The 17,518-nt window shown below is 72.9% G+C and carries 16 protein-coding genes; 5 read left to right on the top strand and 11 right to left on the bottom strand.

The window, feature by feature from the left end:
• Positions 1-22 precede the first annotated feature (22 nt).
• Both AC54T2_RS07935 and AC54T2_RS07930 read left to right on the top strand, forming a co-directional pair.
• Positions 23-889 (top strand): oxygenase MpaB family protein, encoded by an 867-nt coding sequence (locus AC54T2_RS07935; RefSeq protein WP_206054508.1) that lies wholly within the window; start codon positions 23-25, stop codon positions 887-889.
• Entirely contained in the window at positions 886-1,470 is a 585-nt protein-coding gene (locus tag AC54T2_RS07930) for an HD domain-containing protein (RefSeq protein WP_489975795.1), read from the top strand. The genes AC54T2_RS07935 and AC54T2_RS07930 overlap by 4 nt, the downstream gene beginning before the upstream one ends.
• Here the strand turns inward: AC54T2_RS07930 and AC54T2_RS07925 are convergent.
• Positions 1,457-2,179, bottom strand: coding sequence for a UTRA domain-containing protein (locus tag AC54T2_RS07925; RefSeq protein ID WP_489975794.1), 723 nt, complete (start codon positions 2,177-2,179; stop codon positions 1,457-1,459). The genes AC54T2_RS07930 and AC54T2_RS07925 overlap by 14 nt on opposite strands.
• A gap of 77 nt (positions 2,180-2,256) precedes the next feature.
• Between AC54T2_RS07925 and AC54T2_RS07920 the strand changes: the two genes are divergently transcribed.
• Positions 2,257-2,910 carry an alpha-ketoglutarate-dependent dioxygenase AlkB gene (locus AC54T2_RS07920; protein WP_186342500.1) on the top strand — a complete coding sequence of 218 codons (654 nt, stop codon included), beginning with the start codon at positions 2,257-2,259 and terminating at the stop codon, positions 2,908-2,910.
• Positions 2,911-2,914: 4 nt separating this feature from the next.
• Here AC54T2_RS07920 and AC54T2_RS07915 read toward each other — a convergent pair whose 3' ends face one another.
• The 5 genes from AC54T2_RS07915 to AC54T2_RS07895 all read right to left on the bottom strand — a co-directional run bounded on the left by AC54T2_RS07915 (position 2,915) and on the right by AC54T2_RS07895 (position 8,825).
• Complete coding sequence (locus AC54T2_RS07915; RefSeq protein ID WP_489975792.1) at positions 2,915-3,595, bottom strand: SRPBCC domain-containing protein; 681 nt, start codon at positions 3,593-3,595, stop codon at positions 2,915-2,917.
• Between the two features lie 2 nt (positions 3,596-3,597).
• Positions 3,598-4,443: an FAD binding domain-containing protein gene (locus AC54T2_RS07910; protein WP_186342502.1), complete on the bottom strand. Its 846-nt coding sequence runs from the start codon at positions 4,441-4,443 to the stop codon at positions 3,598-3,600.
• Positions 4,440-6,920 (bottom strand): xanthine dehydrogenase family protein molybdopterin-binding subunit, encoded by a 2,481-nt coding sequence (locus AC54T2_RS07905; protein ID WP_496665919.1) that lies wholly within the window; start codon positions 6,918-6,920, stop codon positions 4,440-4,442. Before AC54T2_RS07905 ends, AC54T2_RS07910 begins: the two co-directional genes overlap by 4 nt.
• Positions 6,917-7,402: a (2Fe-2S)-binding protein gene (locus AC54T2_RS07900; protein WP_186342504.1), complete on the bottom strand. Its 486-nt coding sequence runs from the start codon at positions 7,400-7,402 to the stop codon at positions 6,917-6,919. The genes AC54T2_RS07905 and AC54T2_RS07900 overlap by 4 nt, the downstream gene beginning before the upstream one ends.
• Positions 7,403-7,607: 205 nt before the next feature.
• A complete protein-coding gene (locus AC54T2_RS07895) occupies positions 7,608-8,825 on the bottom strand; it encodes an AfsR/SARP family transcriptional regulator (RefSeq protein ID WP_496665918.1) in 1,218 nt (405 codons plus the stop codon).
• Positions 8,826-8,964: 139 nt separating this feature from the next.
• Here AC54T2_RS07895 and AC54T2_RS07890 point away from each other — a divergent pair, with 139 nt between their 5' ends.
• Positions 8,965-10,383: an HNH endonuclease signature motif containing protein gene (locus AC54T2_RS07890; RefSeq protein ID WP_496665917.1), complete on the top strand. Its 1,419-nt coding sequence runs from the start codon at positions 8,965-8,967 to the stop codon at positions 10,381-10,383.
• 444 nt (positions 10,384-10,827) lie between these two features.
• Here AC54T2_RS07890 and AC54T2_RS07885 read toward each other — a convergent pair whose 3' ends face one another.
• The gene (locus AC54T2_RS07885) at positions 10,828-11,982 is read right to left on the bottom strand and encodes an IS30 family transposase (protein WP_496665916.1); all 1,155 of its coding nucleotides are present in this window, start codon (positions 11,980-11,982) and stop codon (positions 10,828-10,830) included.
• 146 nt (positions 11,983-12,128) lie between these two features.
• On the opposite strand from AC54T2_RS07885, the gene AC54T2_RS07880 reads away from it, so the two are divergent.
• Entirely contained in the window at positions 12,129-12,527 is a 399-nt protein-coding gene (locus AC54T2_RS07880) for a VOC family protein (RefSeq protein WP_489975787.1), read from the top strand.
• 834 nt (positions 12,528-13,361) lie between these two features.
• On the opposite strand, the gene AC54T2_RS07875 is transcribed toward AC54T2_RS07880, so the two are convergent.
• The 4 genes from AC54T2_RS07875 to AC54T2_RS07860 all read right to left on the bottom strand — a co-directional run bounded on the left by AC54T2_RS07875 (position 13,362) and on the right by AC54T2_RS07860 (position 17,474).
• The gene (locus tag AC54T2_RS07875; protein ID WP_496665915.1) at positions 13,362-14,267 is read right to left on the bottom strand and encodes an exonuclease/endonuclease/phosphatase family protein; all 906 of its coding nucleotides are present in this window, start codon (positions 14,265-14,267) and stop codon (positions 13,362-13,364) included.
• 63 nt (positions 14,268-14,330) lie between these two features.
• Positions 14,331-15,464, bottom strand: a complete 1,134-nt coding sequence (locus AC54T2_RS07870; protein WP_496665914.1) for an XdhC family protein — start codon at positions 15,462-15,464, stop codon at positions 14,331-14,333.
• A complete protein-coding gene (locus AC54T2_RS07865; RefSeq protein WP_496665913.1) occupies positions 15,457-16,599 on the bottom strand; it encodes a vWA domain-containing protein in 1,143 nt (380 codons plus the stop codon). Before AC54T2_RS07865 ends, AC54T2_RS07870 begins: the two co-directional genes overlap by 8 nt.
• Positions 16,596-17,474 carry an AAA family ATPase gene (locus AC54T2_RS07860; RefSeq protein WP_489975778.1) on the bottom strand — a complete coding sequence of 293 codons (879 nt, stop codon included), beginning with the start codon at positions 17,472-17,474 and terminating at the stop codon, positions 16,596-16,598. Before AC54T2_RS07860 ends, AC54T2_RS07865 begins: the two co-directional genes overlap by 4 nt.
• Positions 17,475-17,518 lie beyond the last annotated feature (44 nt).

Here is a 17,518-nt window from a genome sequence, read left to right as displayed (position 1 = left end):
GGCCGTGGCTAGATTCGGCGGGGTGACCCTTCGCGACCGCCTCGGTGCCGAGCTCTTCCGCAAGGTGGCCGGGCCCGACGGCCCACGCAACCGGCGGCGCGTGCACGGCACGCCCGGACCGCGCTGGTTCGAGCCCGGCTCCCCGATCGGCCGCGTCCACGGCGACGCCTCGATGTTCGTCGGCGGCATCCGCGCGATCATGCTGCAGTCGCTTCACCCGGCCGCCATGCAGGGCGTGGCCGACCACTCGGGCTACCGCGGCGACATGTGGGGGCGGCTCGCGCAGGTGTCGACCTACATCGCGATGACGACGTTCGGCGCCGAGCAGGACGCCCTGCAGATGATCCGCGCCGTCCAGCGCGCGCACGAGTCGGTGACCGGCACCCTGCCCGACGGCACGCCCTACGCCGCCTCCGACCCCCACCTGCTCGGCTGGGTGCACGCCGCGGAGATCGACAGCTTCCTCGTCGCGCACGACCGCTACGGCCACCGTCGGCTCGTCGGCGCCGAGCGCGACCTGTACGTCGCCCAGGCCGCCGTCGCGGCCGAGCACCTCGGCGTCGTCGACGCCCCGCGGTCGGAGGACGACCTGCGCGCGACGCTGGCGGCCTACGGTCCCGAGCTCCGCGGCACCCCGGCCGCCCAGGAGGCGATCCGCTTCCTGCTGCTCCACCCCGACCTGCCCCTGGCCGCGCGGCCGGGCTACCTCTCGCTCGCCACGGCCGCGATCGGGCTCCTGCCCGCGGACGCCCGCCGCGAGCTGCGCCTCCCGCCGGTGCCGCCCGTCACCAACCGGGTGCTGGGCGCCGCGGCCACCCGCGCCATCCGGTGGGCGATGGCCTCGGGCCACGCCGAGGCCCGGGAGCTGCAGGCGGCGACGGCGCGGTGAGCCTCGCGGCGCGCTGGCCCCTGCCCCACCACGAGGCGCTGCGCGACGAGCTGCTCGCGGCGTGGGACCGCCCGGGCTACCACGACCTGCTGCACCTCGACGAGGTGCTCGACCGGCTCGACCGCCTCGCCGGGGCGGGCGCCACCTTCGACCCCGTCACGACCCGGCTCGCCGCGTGGTTCCACGACGCGGTCTACGACGGCGCCCCCGACGACGAGGAGCGCTCCGCCGCGTGGGCCGAGCGCGCCCTGCCCGCCGCCCACGCCGGGGAGGTGGCCCGGCTGGTGCGCCTGACCGTGCACCACAGGCCCCGGCCCGGCGACGGTGCCGGCGCGGCGCTCAGCGACGCCGACCTGGGCATCCTGGCCGCCCCGCGGGCGCGCTACGACTCCTACGCGGCGGGCGTGCGGGCCGACTTCGCGCACGTCGGCGACGACGACTTCCGCGCCGGCCGGGCGGCGGTGCTGCGCGACCTCGTCGGGCGCGCGCACCTCTTCGCCACGCCGCAGGCGCGCGAGCTGTGGGAGGACGCCGCCCGGGCCAACCTGGAGCGGGAGCTCGCCGGTCTCAGCGGTCGGTGAGCTGCAGGTAGACCGTGAACCGGTCGTGGCGGTAGCAGGTGCGCGAGACCTCCACGATGCGGCCCTCGGAGACCGCGCGGCGGGCGTGGCGCAGCACCGGGTCGCCCTCGGTGATCTCGAGGACCGCCGCCTCCTCGGCACTGGCCCGGTCGGCGCTGATCGAGTCCTCGACCTCGGTCGGACGCAGGCCGCGGGCGGCGAGCGCCTCGTAGAGGCTGGTCGGGGTGCCGTGCTGGAGGAAGCCGGGAAGCAGCACCTCGTTGAGGTAGGCGTCCTCGACGCACACGATGGCCTGGTCGGCGCGGCGCAGGCGGCGCCAGTGGAGCACGGGGTCGCCGGGTGAGATGTCGAGGGCGCGGGCCACGCCGGGCCCGGCCTGCTCCACGCGTGCGAGCAGCGTCTGCGACTCCGGCAGCATCCCGCGTCGGCGGATCTCCTCGGTGAAGGACGTGAGCCGCCCCGCGGGCTTGGGTGGCTGGGCGACGAAGGTGCCGCGTCCCGGGATGCGCTCGAGCAGGCCCTCGGCGACGAGCGCGTCGAGCGCCTGGCGCACGGTCATCCGAGCGACGCCGAAGCGGGCCACGAGCTCGCGCTCGGACGGTGCTGCCGAGCCGGGGGGCTGGGCCTCGATCAGGCCCCGCACGTGCTCGCGGACCTGGACGTGCTTCAGCGCCCGCTGACGCGGGACTGCCAGGTCCACTTGATCCATGCGTCTCAGGCTAGGACTGGGCCGGATCGGCGTCTCCCCTTTGAGCCAGACCACGGCGAAGCCTTGACGATTTCTTGATGTTCGAACGCGTGTTCGATCCATGGGGTATCGTCGTGCTCGTGGACTTCCAGACGTCCCTCTTCGCCGACGCCCCCGCCGAGCACGCGGGGCTCGCCCCCGAGCGCCGCCAGCTCTCCCGCGGCGCTTGGGTCGACGTCCAGCGCAACTGGCTCGCCGCGCCCGACGACGTCTTCAGCGCCCTCGTCGAGCGGGTGCCCTGGCGCGCCGAGCGGCGCGAGATGTACGACGCGGTGGTCGACGTGCCACGGCTGGTCCACACCTACCTCGCCGCCGACCCCCTGCCCCACCCGGCGCTCGCGCAGGCCCGCGCCGAGCTGAGCGAGCACTACCTGCCCGAGCTCGGCGAGCCGTTCGTGAGCGCCGGCTGCTGCTACTACCGCGACGGCCGCGACTCCGTCGCGTGGCACGGTGACACGATCGGCCGCGGCCGCGCGGCCGACACCATGGTCGCGATCGTCAGCGTCGGCGACCCGCGGCGCCTGCTGCTGCGCCCGCGGGGCGGTGGCGCGTCGATCGCCCTCACCATGGGCCACGGCGACCTCGTGGTGATGGGCGGCTCGTGCCAGCGCACGTGGGAGCACGCGGTGCCCAAGGTCGCCCACGCCGGGCCGCGGATCTCGGTCCAGTACCGCCCGCTCAACGTGTTCTGAGCCCCTACCTCCCGAGCAGCCGGCCGAGCAGCCGGCGCAGCACCAGCAGGCCGACGACCACCGCGAGCGCCTGCTTCCAGTAGGACCTGGCGAGCACCGGGAGCACCGTGCTGCCGAGGTCGAGCGCCTCGGGTTCCGGCTCGGGTTCCGGCTCCGGCTCCGGCTCCTGGGGCACGGGTGGCACCACCGCCGGCTGGGGAGCCGGCTCGGCCGCCGCCTCTGGTGCCGGCTCGGCCACCTCCGGCTCGGCGAGCCGCTGCTCCAGGCAGGCGACGAACTGGCCGAGCAGCTTGTCGGAGACGTCCTGCATCACCCCGCGCCCGAACTGCGCCGGCTTGCCGGTGATCGACAGGTCGGTCGCGACCGAGACGTCGGTGGACCCCCCGGCGTCGTCCATCGAGACCGTCACGGTCGCGCCGGCGGTGCCGTTGCCCCGCTTGTCCTTGCCCTTGGCCTCGACGACGAAGCGGTGGGCCGCGGGGTCCTTCTCCACGAAGGTGCCGCTGCCGTTGTAGAGCAGGGCGATCGGGCCGAGCTTGACCTTCACCGAGCCGGCGAACGACTCCTCGTCGGCCTCGGTGACCTGCGCGCCCGGGAAGCACTCGGCGACCGAGGCGATGTCGTTGAAGTGCGCCCAGGTCTCCTCGACGCCGATCGGGACGGTGAAGCGGTGGCTGAGCTCCACGCCTACGACCCCGCCGCCGTGAGCACCGCCCGGCCGGTGAGCACACGGGCGAGGTGCTGCCGGTAGTCGGCCGCGCCGTTGAGGTCCGACGGCGGGCTGGTGCCCTCCGACGCGAGCTGCGCCGCCTCGCGTACGCCGTCCTCGGTGGCGGTCGCGCCCGCCAGCGCCGCCTCGGTGGCGCGGGCGCGCAGCGGGGTGGAGCCCATGTTGGTCAGGCCGACCTTCGCCTCGTCGATCGACCCGCGGACCGTCGCGGCGACCGCCACGATCGGCCACTGGTGGGCGACCCGGACGAACTTCTCGTAGTGGGCGCCCCAACCGGTGTGCTTGGGGATGCGCACCTCGGTGAGGATCTCGTCCTCGCCGATCGCGGTCTCGAAGAGGTCGACGAAGAAGTCGTCGGCCTCGACCGTGCGGGTGCCGCCGGGGCCGGCGATGACGAACCGGGCGCCCAGCGCGAGCGCCGGCGCGCCGAGGTCGCCGGCAGGGTCGGCGTGCGCCAGCGCCCCGCCGAAGGTGCCGCGGTGCCGGATCTGCGAGTCGGCCACCTCGGCCGCCGCCTTCGACAGCAGCAGGGCGTGCTCCTTGACCAGGGCATGGTCGCGCACGTCGTGGTGGGTGGTCATCGCGCCGATCACGATGGCGTCGCCGTCGTCGCGGATGCCCCGCAGCGAGGAGATGCCGCCGAGGTCGATGACGACCTCCGGGGCGTTGAGCCGCATCCGCAGGACCGGCAGCAGGCTCTGCCCGCCGGCCAGGATCTTGGCGTCGTCGCCGTGCCGGCCGAGCGCGGCCAGCGCCTCCTCGACCGAGGTCGGGGCGAGGTAGTCGAACTGCACCGGGATCACTGGGCTGCTCCTTCCCCGGAGGTGGGGTCCTGGTTGAGCGCGCCCTCCTGGAAGTGGGGCATCGCGTCGGGGGGCGTCTCGGTGGCCCCGCCCTCCCTGCTGTCCTGGATCGCGCGCCACACGCGCTCGGGCGTGCACGGCATCTGGACGTCGGCGACGCCGAGGTGTCGAACGGCGTCGACGACGGCGTTGACGACCGCCGGCGTGGACGCGATGGTGCCGGCCTCGCCGACGCCCTTCGTGCCGAGCGAGTTGGTGGTGCACACGCTGGGCTCGTCGGTGTGCACGACGTCGAAGGAGATCGTGTCGGCCGACGTCGGCAGCAGGTAGTCGACGAACGACCCGCTCACCAGCGTCCCCGACTCGTCGTGGACGGCCTCCTCCCACAGCGCCTGCGCGATCCCCTGCACCAGGCCGCCGTGCACCTGCCCGGCGACGATCAGCGGGTTGATGATCGTGCCGATGTCGTCGCAGCAGGTGTACTTGCGCATCCTCACCGCACCGGTCTCGGTGTCGACCTCCATCGCGCACAGGTGGGTGCCGTGCGGGTAGTTGAAGTTGACCGGGTCGAAGGTCGCGTCGGCGTCGAGGCTCGGCTCCATGTCCTCGGGGTAGTCGTGCGCCGCGAAGGCCGCGGTCGCGAGCTCCTGGATCGACACCCCCTGGTCGGTGCCGCGCACGGAGAAGCGGCCGCCGGCGTAGTCGAGGTCGTCCGCGCTGGCCTCGAGCAGGTGTGCCGCGAGGTGCTTGGCCTTCTCCACGACCTTGTCGACGGCGCGCACCAGCGCCTCGCCGCCGACGACGAGCGAGCGCGAGCCGTAGGTGTCGAGGCCCTTGTGGGCGATCTGGGTGTCGCCGTGCAGCACCTCGACGTCCTCGAACGGGACCCCCAGGCGGTCGGCGACGATCTGGCTGAACGCCGTCTCGTGGCCCTGGCCGTGCGCGCTGGCTCCGGTGACGATCTCGACCGTGCCGGTGGCGAGCATCCGCACGCTCGCGTGCTCCCAGCCGCCGGCGCCGTAGTCGAGGCTGCCGAGCACCCGGCTCGGGGCGAGTCCGCACATCTCGGTGAAGGTCGACACGCCGATGCCGAGCTGCACCCGGTCGCCGCGCTCGCGGCGCTCGCGCTGCTCCGCGCGGAGGGCGTCGTAGCCGAACGACTCCCGGGCCTTGGCGGTGGCGGCCTCGTAGTTGCCGCTGTCGTACTCGAGCCCGGCCACGGTGGTGAACGGGAACTCCTCGTGGGTGATCCAGTTGCGCTCGCGGATCTCGAGCGGGTCGACGCCGACCTCCGCGGCGAGCTCGTCCATCAGCCGCTCGACCGCGTAGGTCGCCTCGGGTCGGCCCGCGCCGCGGTAGGCGTCGGTGAACGTGGTGTTGGTCAGGACCGTCTGGCACTCGAACCGGTAGGCGGGGAACTTGTAGATCGCGTTGAACATGAACGCGCCGAGCACCGGCACGCCGCCGCCGACGATCGCGACGTAGGCGCCGAGGTCGGCGTCGAGGTGCACCTTCAGGCCGGTGACCCGGCCGTCGCGGTCCGCGGCCAGGGTCAGGGTCTGCACCTGGTCGCGGCCGTGGTGGGCCGCCATCAGGCTCTCGCTGCGGGTCTCGGTGTACTTGACCGGCTTGGCCAGCCGTCGCGCCACGGCCCAGGCGATCCACTCCTCGGGCGTGGTCTGCAGCTTGCCGCCGAAGCCACCCCCGACGTCGGGGGCGATGACCCGGATCTTCGACTCGGGCACGCCGGTGGTGGCGGCCAGGGCGAACCGTAAGATGTGCGGGATCTGCGTCGCGGACCACATGGTGAGCTGCTCGCCCGTGGGGTCGACGACGACGCTGCGCGGCTCCATGAAGGCGGGGATCAGCCGCTGCTGGCGGTACTCGCGCTCGATGACGATGCCGCTGGTGCGGGCCTCGGCGATGGCCGCCTCGACGTCGCTGCCGGTCCCGGCCTCCTGGGAGTCGAAGACCCACAGGGCCGACTTGTTGGTGCCGAGGTCGGGGTGGGCGAGGACCTCGTCCGCCAATGCCTTCTTGATGCCGACGACGGCGGGCAGCTCGTCGTACTCCACGTCGACGAGCTCCGCGGCGTCGCGCGCCTCGGCGGCGCTGCGGGCGACCACGACCGCGACCACCTCGCCGGCGAACGCCACGCGGTCGGCGGGCATCGGCGAGTGGGCCGGCGTCTTCTGGTCGGGGGTGATCGGCCAGGCGTTGATGCAGGCGCCGAGCTCCTCACCGAAGTCCTTGCCGCTCAGCACGGTGACCACGTTGGGCGAGGCCTTGGCGGCCTCGACGTCGACGGAGACGATCCGCGCGTGGGCGAAGGGGCTGCGCACCATCGCGAGGTGGAGCATCCCCGGCAGCGTGATGTTGTCGGTCCAGCGGGTGCGACCGGTGATCAGCCGCTGGTCCTCCTTGCGGCGCCGGTCCCTGCCGATCTCGACCGCGGGGCGGTCCTGCGTGGTGCTCATGCGGGCTCACCCGCCGCCGTCTGGCCGGCGGCGTGGAGGACGCTGCGGACGATGTTGTGGTAGCCGGTGCAGCGACAGAGGTTGCCCTCCATGCCGAGCCGCACCTCCTCCTCGGTGGGCTGCGGGTTCTCGGCGAGCAGGTCGACGGCCTGCATGATCATCCCCGGCGTGCAGAAGCCGCACTGGAGGCCGTGGCACTCCCGGAAGGCCTCCTGCACCGGGTGCAGGTCGCCCTCGGCCGCGTCGGCGAGCCCCTCGATCGTGGTGACGGTGCGCCCGGCCGCCTGCACGGCGAGCACGTTGCACGACTTCACGCTCGTGCCGTCGAGGTGGACGGTGCACGCCCCGCAGTTGGAGGTGTCGCACCCGATCACGGTGCCGGTCTTGCCGAGCCGCTCGCGCAGGTACTGCACCAGCAGCATCCTGGGCTCGACGTCGTCGGAGACCGCCGCTCCGTCCACGGTGAGTTGGATCCTGGTCATGCGGCGCCTCCGTGCGTGTGAGGTGGGTCACTCGGCGCCGACGCTAGGTCGGGCCGGGTTGGCACCCGGTTGGTCGGCGTGGACCAGCCGGCCCCGGGGCGCCGGTGCTGCCGTCCTCGGGCCCACCGGCCAGGAGGGTGACGGAGAGCCACCCGCCCTTGCCGACCTCGACGTCGGTGGGCACCGCCTCGACGTGGGGCTGGTCTCAGCGGGCGCTGGCGAGCCGGCCCTTGAGCAGCGGGGCGACGGGGTGGTGCACCGGGAGCGCGGCGAGGCAGGCCTCGACCACGGCGGTGTCGTACGGCGCGAGCTCGCTGTAGCGCAGGACCGCGTCGGGGTCGGGGGTGGCCAGCAGCGCCTCGCGCACGCTGACGGCGAGGTAGTCGCCCATCTGCACCAGCGCGGGCGAGTCGGTGCCGGGCAGGAGGTCGCCGCCGTAGGCCCGGACCGCGGCACGCACCTCGCCGCGACGCAGCAGCCGTTGCACCTCCTCGACATCGGTGGCCACCGGCATCGTGAGCCGGTAGGGGCGCGAGGAGAGCTGGCCCGACAGGGCGGCACGCAGGTGGGAGACCTCGGCCTTGAGCGTCGAGGTGGTCACCGAGGCGTCGCCGTAGAGGAGCGCGTGGAGGTGCTCGACCGACAGGCCAGACGGGTGCAGGGCCAGCAGCGCCAGGATCTCGGTCTGGCGCCGGTTGAGCAGCAGGCGCTGGCCGTCGAGCCACACCTGCGCGGTGCCGAGGAGGGTGAGGGTGAGGCCGGGCTCGGCCGGCGCCGCGTCCCCGGCGAGCGTCGTACGCCGGTCGGCGGGCAGCGCGCCCTCGATGAGCCGGGCCATCACCCGTGCCGTCGCGAGGCCGATGGGGTGGCTGCGGTCCCACGTCGTCGACAGGTCGATCACGCCCAGCGGCCGCCCCGTGGCGGGGTCGAACACCGGCGCGGCCCAGCAGACCCAGTTGTGCACGACCTCCGCGTAGTGCTCGGCGCTGAAGACCATCGCGGGCGCGGCCGTGCGACCCGCGATCGCGAGCGCGTTGGTGCCGACGCTGCGCTCGTCCCAGCGCCCGCCGGGCACGAAGTTGACGGTCTCGGCCTTGCGGCGCATCACCCGTCCGCCGTAGGTCCACAGGATCCGGGTCTGGTCGTCGGTGACCGCGATGACGAGGTCGCCGTCCTCGGCGGTGCGCCGCAGCTCGTCCTGCACGCGGGTGACGGCGGTCTGCAGCGGGGAGGCGTTCCAGAGCTCGGCGGTGTCGCCCTCGTCGTCGAGCGGGGCCTGCGTCACGTCGGGGGACACGACTCCGGACAGCTCCCAGCTGCGCAGGATCTCCGGACGGACCGCGTCGGCGTCGCCGGCCTCGACGAAGCGGGTCCAGGCGCGCACGGCGTCCACGCGTCGGGCGTGCAGGTCATCGCTGGTCATGGCGGCTCCCGGTGGTCGCGGCCAACCTAGCCCCCGCGTGATCGCGATCACAGGGGGCCGGACCGCCGTGTCGGTCGGACATCAACGGGTCGAGCGCGCGGCATGGTCATCGTCGGCGACGGAGAGTATAATCGAACACATGATCGATATGCTGGCAGTGCCGCACGCGGGTGGGGTCGAGGAGCTCACCGCCGCCGGTGTGCTGCGTGCGATCCGCGAGCGTCGCCTCGTCGAGGAGCGGGCCGCGGCCGACCAGCTCGTGCTCGCCGCCCAGTGGGCCGACCTGCACCCGCCGGAGTCGATCCACCACGCGGCGTCGTTCACCGTGCCCGGCTGTGAGCACGAGGAGCCCATCGCGGGCGAGGGCACGCCGCTGGTCGCGGAGTTCTGCGTCGCCGAGCTCGGCTCGGTGCTTGGCGTCTCGACGGTGTCGGCGAAGCGGCTCATCGGCCACGCCCTCGAGCTGCGCCACCGGCTGCCGCGGTTGTGGGCGCAGGTCCACGCCGGCAGGGTGCCGGCGTGGCGGGCGCGGGCGGTCGCCGAGGCCACGATCCACACCACCCCGTCCCTGACGCGTGAGGCGGCGGCGTTCGTGGACGCGCAGGTCGCCGCCGTCGCCGGCCGCATCGGGCCGGCCCAGCTGGACCGGCTGGTCGCCGAGACCATCAAGCGGTTCGACCTCGCCGCCCCCGACCCGGCCTCCGACCCCGAGGAGGGCTACCTCGACGACGACCCCCGTCACGCGACGCTGCATGACCAGCACGTGCACTTCGCCGGCACCATGACGTTCGAGGCCGAGCTCGACCTCGCCGACGCCCTCGACCTCGACCGCGCGCTCGCGCACGGCGCCGCGACCCTGGCCGCGCTCGGCTCACCCGAGCCGCTCGACGCGCGACGGGCCGCAGCCCTCGGTGACCTCGCCCGCACCCAGACCGCCCTCGACCTCCACCACCAGGGCACCCGGACCACCACAGCGACGCGGACCGATGACGGCCTGCCGGTCGCGCGGGAGGTCGTGCTCCACGCTCACCTCGACGCCACGATCTGCGACACCACCGTGTTCGGTCCGACCGGCCGGTTGGAGGAGGGCCAGCGGCTCGTCCTGCTCGACCACATCCGCGGCTGGTGCGCCGACTCGCGCACCAAGGTCACGATCAGGCCGGTCATCGACCTCAATGCCCACCTCACCGCGCCCGGCTACGCGATCCCCGACCGGATCCGGGAGCAAGTCGTCCTGCGGGACCGCACCTGCGTGTTCCCGTGGTGCACCCGCCCCGCCCGCGGCTGCGACATCGACCACGTCACCGAGTTCGACCACGACGCCGCCGCGGACGGGAGACCGCAGCCCGGGCCGACGGCTACGCAGAATCTCGCCGCCCTGTGCCGGTCGCACCACCGGCTCAAGACCCACACCGCCTGGCGCTACGCGACCACCGCGCCAGGCACGTTCGAGTGGACCAGCCCCCACGGCCACCGCTACCGCCGCGACCCCACCGGCACCACGAGGATCGTCGACGACCCCCACCCGCCCGGCATCCCCCACCCCCGCCGACCATGACCCCGCCCCACACCCCGCCACCCACCCGGTAGCGGGGCCACCGGCACGTCTCACTGGGTGTGTCCCTATTGGCGACGCCAGTTACCGGATCTGCCGATGTGAGGGTGCGGGCATTGTCGCGGCTGCGGAGCGACGCTTGGCGTGGGGAGTCAGGTGTGGGACTGTCTCGCCATGACGCGACCGCAGGCCCTGGACCTGTTCTTCGGCGCTGGATGGCTCGCGCTCGGTATGTGGAGCGTACAGAGTGGGGAACCACTGGTTGGCGTGGGGTTCGCTGCACTTGGATTCGCCTCGCTCGCGGCAGGCTTCTCGTCGAGAGTGCACGGGTTCATGTACCGCCCGATCCTGCGACGGGGCGCCCGCCGCTGAACGGCACCCACGCCGTGGTCCTGCCTTTGGGCGACTCACATTCACACATCCGGATCTGCCTGCGGGCTCAGGCGGTCAGTGCAACACCTCGGCTAGTGCTTGTGATGGTGACTTGAAGTTGAGGGTCTGTCGAGGTCGGTCGTTGAGTTCGAGTGCGATGGCGTCGAGGTCGTCTTGGGTGAGGGTCCTGAAGTCCAGCCTGCGTGGCAGGTACTGGCGCAGCAGGCCGTTGGTGTTCTCGTTGCTGCCGCGCTGCCACGGTGACTTGGGGTCGCAGAAGTAGACCTGGATCCCGGTCTGGTGGGTGAACCGTTTGTGCTCGGCCATCTCGTGGCCTTGGTCCCAGGTCAGCGACCGTGCCAGGTGGTGGGGAAGTTGTCGCACCGCGGCCGCCAGGGCGTCAGCAACGGCGTCGGCTTTGTGGTTCCCGTCTGGCAGGCCGACGAGCAACAGGTAGCGGGTCGACCGCTCGACCAAGGTGGCGACCGGACTCATGCCGCGGCCGAAGACGAGGTCGCCTTCCCAATGCCCGGGCACCGCCCGGTCGTCGGCCTCAGCGGGTCGCTCGCTGATGTTCACGATCCCGGGACGACCGCCACGACCATCGGGCAGCCGCATGCCCTGTGAGCGGCGGATGACCCGGCCGGTACGCAGGTAGGCAGTGAGCTCCTTGCGCAGCGCGCCGCGTGACTGCACGAACAGCGTGCGGTAGATGCTTTCGTGCGACACGTGCATCCCTGGATCGTTGGGGTAGGTCAGCTTCAGCCAGCCGGCGATCTGTTGGGGTGACCAGCGGAGTTGCAGCTTCTCGGCCACGATGCCAGCCAGTGCTGGGCTCGTGGCCAGCTTGCATGCCTTTGGACGGGTCGACCTCGCCCCCGCGGCCTGTTCGGCTACGGTGGCTCGGTACCGGTGCCGGCCACCGTTCTTCGCCACCTCGCGGCTGATCGTTGACGGGGAGCGGCCCAGACCCGCGGCGATCACCCGCAGCGACTGCGCGGCCGCCAGTCCACGGCTGATCTCATCGCGTTCTTCCAGGCTCAGCCGGCCCGCACCGCGGTGGCGTGGCTCAGGTCTGATCCCGCCGCATCGGATCAGGTAAGTCCGCACCGTGCTCGTCGGTAATCCCAGTGCTCGAGCTGTTGGCTTGACCGGATGCCCGGATCGCAGACGCTTCCAGATCTCGTCGATGTCGGCAGGCGACAACCGTTGATAGCCCTGACGTGCCATCGCGACCTCCTTGACTCAGGAAGTGTTGCGACGACTCGTTGAGAGCACCCCGCGTTGAGGACGGCTACGCTCGCCCGGATCTGGCCGCGACGAGTGCGTCACTCCGGCGCTAGTCGGACGCGCGGGTGCTCAGCCACACTCATGCCATGAAGTCAATCGCTCTACCCATCGCCGACCGCGAGCGGTCGTACCGGTTCTACCGTGACCTCGGCCTGGACACTCCCGGCACAACAGCCGACGATGGGGTGCCCGAGCCGCTGGTCATCGACGTCCAGGGATTCGCTGTCATTCTGGTTCCGACTGACGGCTTTCGCTACGTCCTCAACGGTCGGCCAATCAGCCCACCTACCGCGAGTGAGTGCATTCTCAGTCTCGAGCTGACAGACCGTTCCGACGTCGATTCCTGGCACCGAACGGCGGTCGCTGTCGGGGCAACATCCATCTCAGCCCCCGAAGCCAGACCCTGGGGATACACAGCCGTCGTTACCGACCCGGACGGGCATGCCTGGGAGGCGACCGCAGCGGACAGCGAGCACCCGGCCTGAGGGATCGACCACACGTCACTCCGCCACCTGCCGGCGCAGCTCCAACCGCCTGAAAGCGCACCGATGCTGGGATGTCCGCCTCGCACCTGCTGGGGGGCAAGAGCACAGGTGGCTCGGTTCGGCTTGAGATGCTGAGGAAATGAACTACGTGCCCGCGTGGGACCGACTACTGGCGTCGCTGGAGACGTGGGCGTCCCCGCGGGAGGGGCCCGGGGGCATCGAGGTCTCCTACGTGGACGATTCAGGCACGAGTCGCACCGTTGAGATCGTCATGAGCCCCAACGAACTACCCGGATGGTGCGTACTTTGCTGCGGAGAGTCCATCGGGTGCGGACAAAGCCACACCCTCTGGCGAGGACTCACACGGTCTGGACATCGCGGTCGCCGGTGATGTGATCAGCATGATGTGGGGCTACGGCATACGGGTCCCAGCGGCGCCTGAGCGAGGGACACACCCAGTCAGCGCACCGAACGACCTCCGTGCCGTGCTCGCTGGACGACCGCCTGCGCGACCCTCCGACGCCGTACAGTCCGACTGGATGAAGTCCTGATCGTCCCGCGACACTCCCTCACCCGCAGGGGCACGCGGACCACGGAGACCGGCCCGCACCTGTCCCCGGAGGGCGTTCGGCTGGCACGCGCCGTCGGCGAGCGTCTCCCGAGCGTCGATCACGTCGCTGTCGGCGACCAGCCGCGACACGTGGAGGCGGCGCTGGCGCTCGGTCGCCGGGTCGACGAGCAGGTCGCCTGGTCGTCCGGCTACGTCGAGGGGGTGGTGGAGGCCGGAGTGGGCGTCGGCCCGTAGTCGTCGTGCGACGCCCGCGCCACCGGGCCTCAGCGCGCGCGCGTGAAGGTGGCGACGATGCCCGGGTGGTCGGTGACCAGGTGGCGGTAGGTCCGGGAGGAGTCGATCCGGAAGTCCGCCCTGCGCTCGGCCATCACGTAGTCGATGCCCGAGCCCGTGCGGCCGGTGGCGCTGTAGTTGGTCTCGAGGCGCAGCGGCTTGGTGATCCGCCCCTTGACGAGGTCGTCGGTGGTGTCGCGGTTCTCGGTGACGTTGCAGTCGCACAGCGCCACGAACTGGTGCGGCTCGGGCGCGTCCTGCTTCAGCTCGCGGACCCGCGCCGCCATCCGCCACATGGCCTCGACGCCGGCGCGGTTGGCGTAGTTGGGCCCGCCGGTGCGGCGGTTGTGGAGGTGGTTGGGCAGGTGGAAGCTCACGGCACGGACGACGTGGCCGTTGACGCGGTGGCGGAGCACCGCCACGACGCCGTACTGGTCGTGCGCCGTCCGCCCGGTCTGCGGGCGCCGCCAGGTGGTGCCGGTCAGGAGGGCGGACCGGGTGCGCTGCAGCTTCCAGACGTCCTTGTCGAAGGCGATCGGGTTGTCGTCGGTGCCCGTGGGTCCGCTGGGCATGAGCAACGTCCACGACTTCGGCAGGCTCGCCCGCAGCGCGGGGCGGCTGGCGAGGCGCTCCTGGAACCCGATCACGGAGGCGCCGCTCTGCATCACCCGGCCGATGTCGTGGCGCATGCCACGGACCTTCATGCCCTTCTTCAGGTTGAGCGTGGCCATGCTGAAGCGGCCGGCCGGGACCCGGTCGGCGGCCTGTGGCCGTGCCTCCTCGAGTGCCTGCGCCGGGGAGCCGGCGATCATCGACCCGGCGACCAGCAGGACGACGGTGGCGGCCAGGGCACTCAGGCGGACGAGGACGTGGTGGAGCGGGGGCAGCAAAAACATCCCGTCGAGAGTAGGCGAGGCGCGCGTGGGCGACCAATCGGCGCGGCCGGGCGCCGGGTCCGGTCAGTCGTCGTGGTGGATCCGGCCCCGGGTGGACGCGAGCCGCTCGCCCGAGCCGCCCCACTGGCGCGCCACGATCTCCGCCGCGATCGACACGGCCGTCTCCTCGGGTGTGCGCGCGCCGAGGTCGAGCCCGATCGGTGACGACAGCAGCGACAGCTCGGCGTCGCCGAGACCGGCCTCCACGAGCCGGGCGAGTCGCTCCTCGTGGGTGCGCCGCGAGCCCATGGCGCCGATGTAGGCGGGTCGCACGTCGTCGTCGAGGCGGAGCGCGACCTCGAGCAGCGGCACGTCGAACCTCGGGTCGTGGGTCAGCACCGCCAGCACGGTGCGCCGGTCGACGCGGCCGGCGTCGACCTCGGCCCGCAGGTAGCGGTGGGGCCAGTCCACGACGACCTCGTCGGCGCCCGGGAAGCGCGAGGTCGTCGCGAACACGGGACGGGCATCGCAGACGGTGACGTGGTAGCCGAGGAACGAGCCGACCTTGGCCACGGCGGCCGCGAAGTCGATGGCCCCGAACACCAGCATCCGGGGCTTGGGGGCGAACCCCCACACGAACACCCGCATCCCCTCGCCGCGCCGCTCCCCGTCGGGGCCGTACATCAGGGTCGCGTTGCTGCCCGCGGCGAGCAGGCCGAGGGCGTCGTCGTGGACCGCGGCGTCTGCGCGCGAGGACCCGAGGCTGCCCTGCGCCGGGCCCTCCGGCCGCACCACCAGGCGCCGCCCGACCCGGTCGGGGTCGGGGTGCTCGATCACGGTCGCGAGGGCGACGGGGCGTCCGGCCTCGATGTCGGCCACCACCTCGCCGAGCTGGGGGAACGTCTCGCGCGAGACCGGCTCGACGAAGACGTCGAGGATGCCGCCGCAGCTCAGGCCGACGGCGAAGGCGTCGTCGTCGGAGACGCCGTAGCGCTCGAGCACGGGCGCGCCGCTCGCCACGACCGACTGGGCGAGCTCGTAGACCGCGCCCTCGACGCAGCCGCCCGACACCGATCCGACGGCCGTGTCGTCGGGGCCCACCAGCATCGAGGCACCCGGCGGGCGCGGCGCGGAGCGGAAGGTCGCCACCACGGTGCCGACCCCGACCGTCTCGCCGGCCTCCCACCACTGCAGCAGCTCGGCCAGCACGTCACGCACGGGCGATCACCTCCGTGAGGTCGGCGAAGGTCGCCAGGGAGTGCCCGGCGAGGAAGTCGTCGCAGTGCGGCAGCGCCGCCACCACCCCGCCCTGGAGCGGCTCGTAGCCCGCCTTGCCGCGGTGCGGGTTGACCCAGACCACGCGGTGCGCGACGCGCCGCAGGCGTGCCATCTGCTCGCCGAGGAGGCCCGCGTCGCCGCGCTCCCAGCCGTCGCTGAAGACGACCACGACGGCGCCGCGGGCCATCCCGCGCTGCCCCCAACGGTCGAGGAAGACCCGCAGGGTCTCCCCCAGCCGGGTGCCGCCGGACCAGTCGGGCACGACCTCACCCGCCGCCACGATCGCGCGGTCCGCGTCGGGCGTGCCCAGGGCGCGGGTGACGTGGGTGAGCCGGGTGCCGACGGTGAAGGTCTCCACGGTGCCCCCCTCCGCCCGCGCCGAGCGGGTCAGCCGGTGGGCCAGCCGCAGCAGCGCGTCGGCGTACGCGCTCATCGAGCCGCTGACGTCGACGAGCAGCACCACGCGGCGCGGGCGCGTGCCCCGCCTGCGCCAGGCGATCTCACCGGGCTCGCCGAGGTGGCGCAGCGAGTTGCGCAGGGTGCGCGAGGCGTCGAGCCGTCCGCGGCGCCAGCGGCGGTGGCGGGCGGTGCGCCGCATGGGCGGGTGCAGCGAGAGCCGGACGAACATCGCGGCCAGCCGCCGCCTCTCCGCGGCGTCGAGCGTCGCCACGTCGCGGTGCTTGAGCACCTCGGCCTCCGACGCCATGGCCCGCACCACGTCCTCCTCCGACTCCCCCGACCCGCCCGGCCCCTCCGCCTCGGGGAGCAGGTGGGCAGTGGAGGGTCGCGACGCCTCGCGGGGGTGGGCGCGTGGCAGGCCGTCGCGCGGGTCGAACCACGCGGCGAAGACCGCCTCGAAACGGGCGAGGTCGTCGGGCGAGCCGCACAGCGTCGCGCGCCCGGCCCAGTAGGTGGCCTGCCGGTCGTCGGCGCCGACCGCGGCGACCGCGGCGAGGAAGCCGTGCGCACGGTCCTGGGTGACCGGCACGCCGGAGGCGCGCAGCGCGCGGGTGAAGGCGAGCAGCACCTCGTCGGCGGCGTGGCGCACCTCGCTCACCTCGCTCATCTCGCTCATCTCGACAGCATCCGGTCGAGCGCGGCCCGCACCCGGTCGGCGTCCTCGCGATACTTCAGCAGCGCGCCGAGCGTGGTGGCCGCGGACGCGAGGTCGACGTCGGTCGCGCCGAGGTGGGTCAGTGCGCGCGCCCAGTCGAGCGTCTCGGCGACGCCCGGCGGCTTGAGCAGGTCGTCGCGACCACGCAGCTCCTGGACCACGCCGACGACCTGCCGGGCGAGCTCCTCGCCGACCTCGGGGGCGCGCGAGCGGACGATCTCCACCTCGCGCGCCAGCCCGGGGTGGTCGATCCAGTGGTAGAGGCACCGGCGCTTGAGCGCGTCGTGCAGCTCGCGGGTGCGGTTGGAGGTGAGCACCACCAGCGGCGGCTCGGGGGCGGTGACCGTGCCGAACTCCGGGATCGTCACCTGCCACGTGGAGAGCACCTCGAGCAGGAACGCCTCGAACTCGTCGTCGGCGCGGTCCACCTCGTCGACCAGCAGCACCGCCGGGGCCTGGCGCAGTGCGGCGAGGACGGGGCGCGCGAGCAGGAAGCGCTCGTCGTACAGGCTCTTCTCGGCCTCGTCGGGATCGACCTCGCCGCCGGCCTCCAGCGCCCGCAGGTGCAGGATCTGGCGGGGGAAGTCCCAGTCGTAGAGCGCCTGGCTGGCGTCGATGCCCTCGTAGCACTGCAGCCGGACGAGGGGCAGGTCGAGGCTCTCGGCGAGCGCCTCGGCCAGGGCGGTCTTGCCGGTGCCCGGCTCGCCCTCGAGCAGCAGCGGGCGCTGCATCCGCGCGGCGAGGAACACGACGGTCGCCAGCTCGTCGTCGCAGAGGTAGCCGGTCGCGCCCAGCCGGGCGGCGACGTCGGCGGCGGAGTCGATCCCGTGCACCATGCGGGTCAGGCTACGACCCGGCACGTTGGCTCGACGTTGGAAAC

The organism is Nocardioides sp. Z35_8, assembly GCF_059621125.1.
Note: the sequence above shows the minus strand (reverse complement) of the source record. Positions and strands in the feature narration are given on the sequence as shown.

Coding starts and splice junctions, on each gene's coding strand:
- AC54T2_RS07925 (WP_489975794.1), bottom strand. CDS start 2,179: ATGGATCAAGTGGACCTGGCAGTCCCGCGTCAGCGGGCGCTGAAGCAC.
- AC54T2_RS07920 (WP_186342500.1), top strand. CDS start 2,257: ATGTTCGAACGCGTGTTCGATCCATGGGGTATCGTCGTGCTCGTGGAC.
- AC54T2_RS07905 (WP_496665919.1), bottom strand. CDS start 6,920: ATGAGCACCACGCAGGACCGCCCCGCGGTCGAGATCGGCAGGGACCGG.
- AC54T2_RS07900 (WP_186342504.1), bottom strand. CDS start 7,402: ATGACCAGGATCCAACTCACCGTGGACGGAGCGGCGGTCTCCGACGAC.
- AC54T2_RS07895 (WP_496665918.1), bottom strand. CDS start 8,825: ATGACCAGCGATGACCTGCACGCCCGACGCGTGGACGCCGTGCGCGCC.
- AC54T2_RS07890 (WP_496665917.1), top strand. CDS start 8,965: ATGATCGATATGCTGGCAGTGCCGCACGCGGGTGGGGTCGAGGAGCTC.
- AC54T2_RS07885 (WP_496665916.1), bottom strand. CDS start 11,982: ATGGCACGTCAGGGCTATCAACGGTTGTCGCCTGCCGACATCGACGAG.
- AC54T2_RS07880 (WP_489975787.1), top strand. CDS start 12,129: ATGAAGTCAATCGCTCTACCCATCGCCGACCGCGAGCGGTCGTACCGG.
- AC54T2_RS07875 (WP_496665915.1), bottom strand. CDS start 14,267: ATGTTTTTGCTGCCCCCGCTCCACCACGTCCTCGTCCGCCTGAGTGCC.
- AC54T2_RS07865 (WP_496665913.1), bottom strand. CDS start 16,599: ATGAGCGAGATGAGCGAGGTGAGCGAGGTGCGCCACGCCGCCGACGAG.
- AC54T2_RS07860 (WP_489975778.1), bottom strand. CDS start 17,474: ATGGTGCACGGGATCGACTCCGCCGCCGACGTCGCCGCCCGGCTGGGC.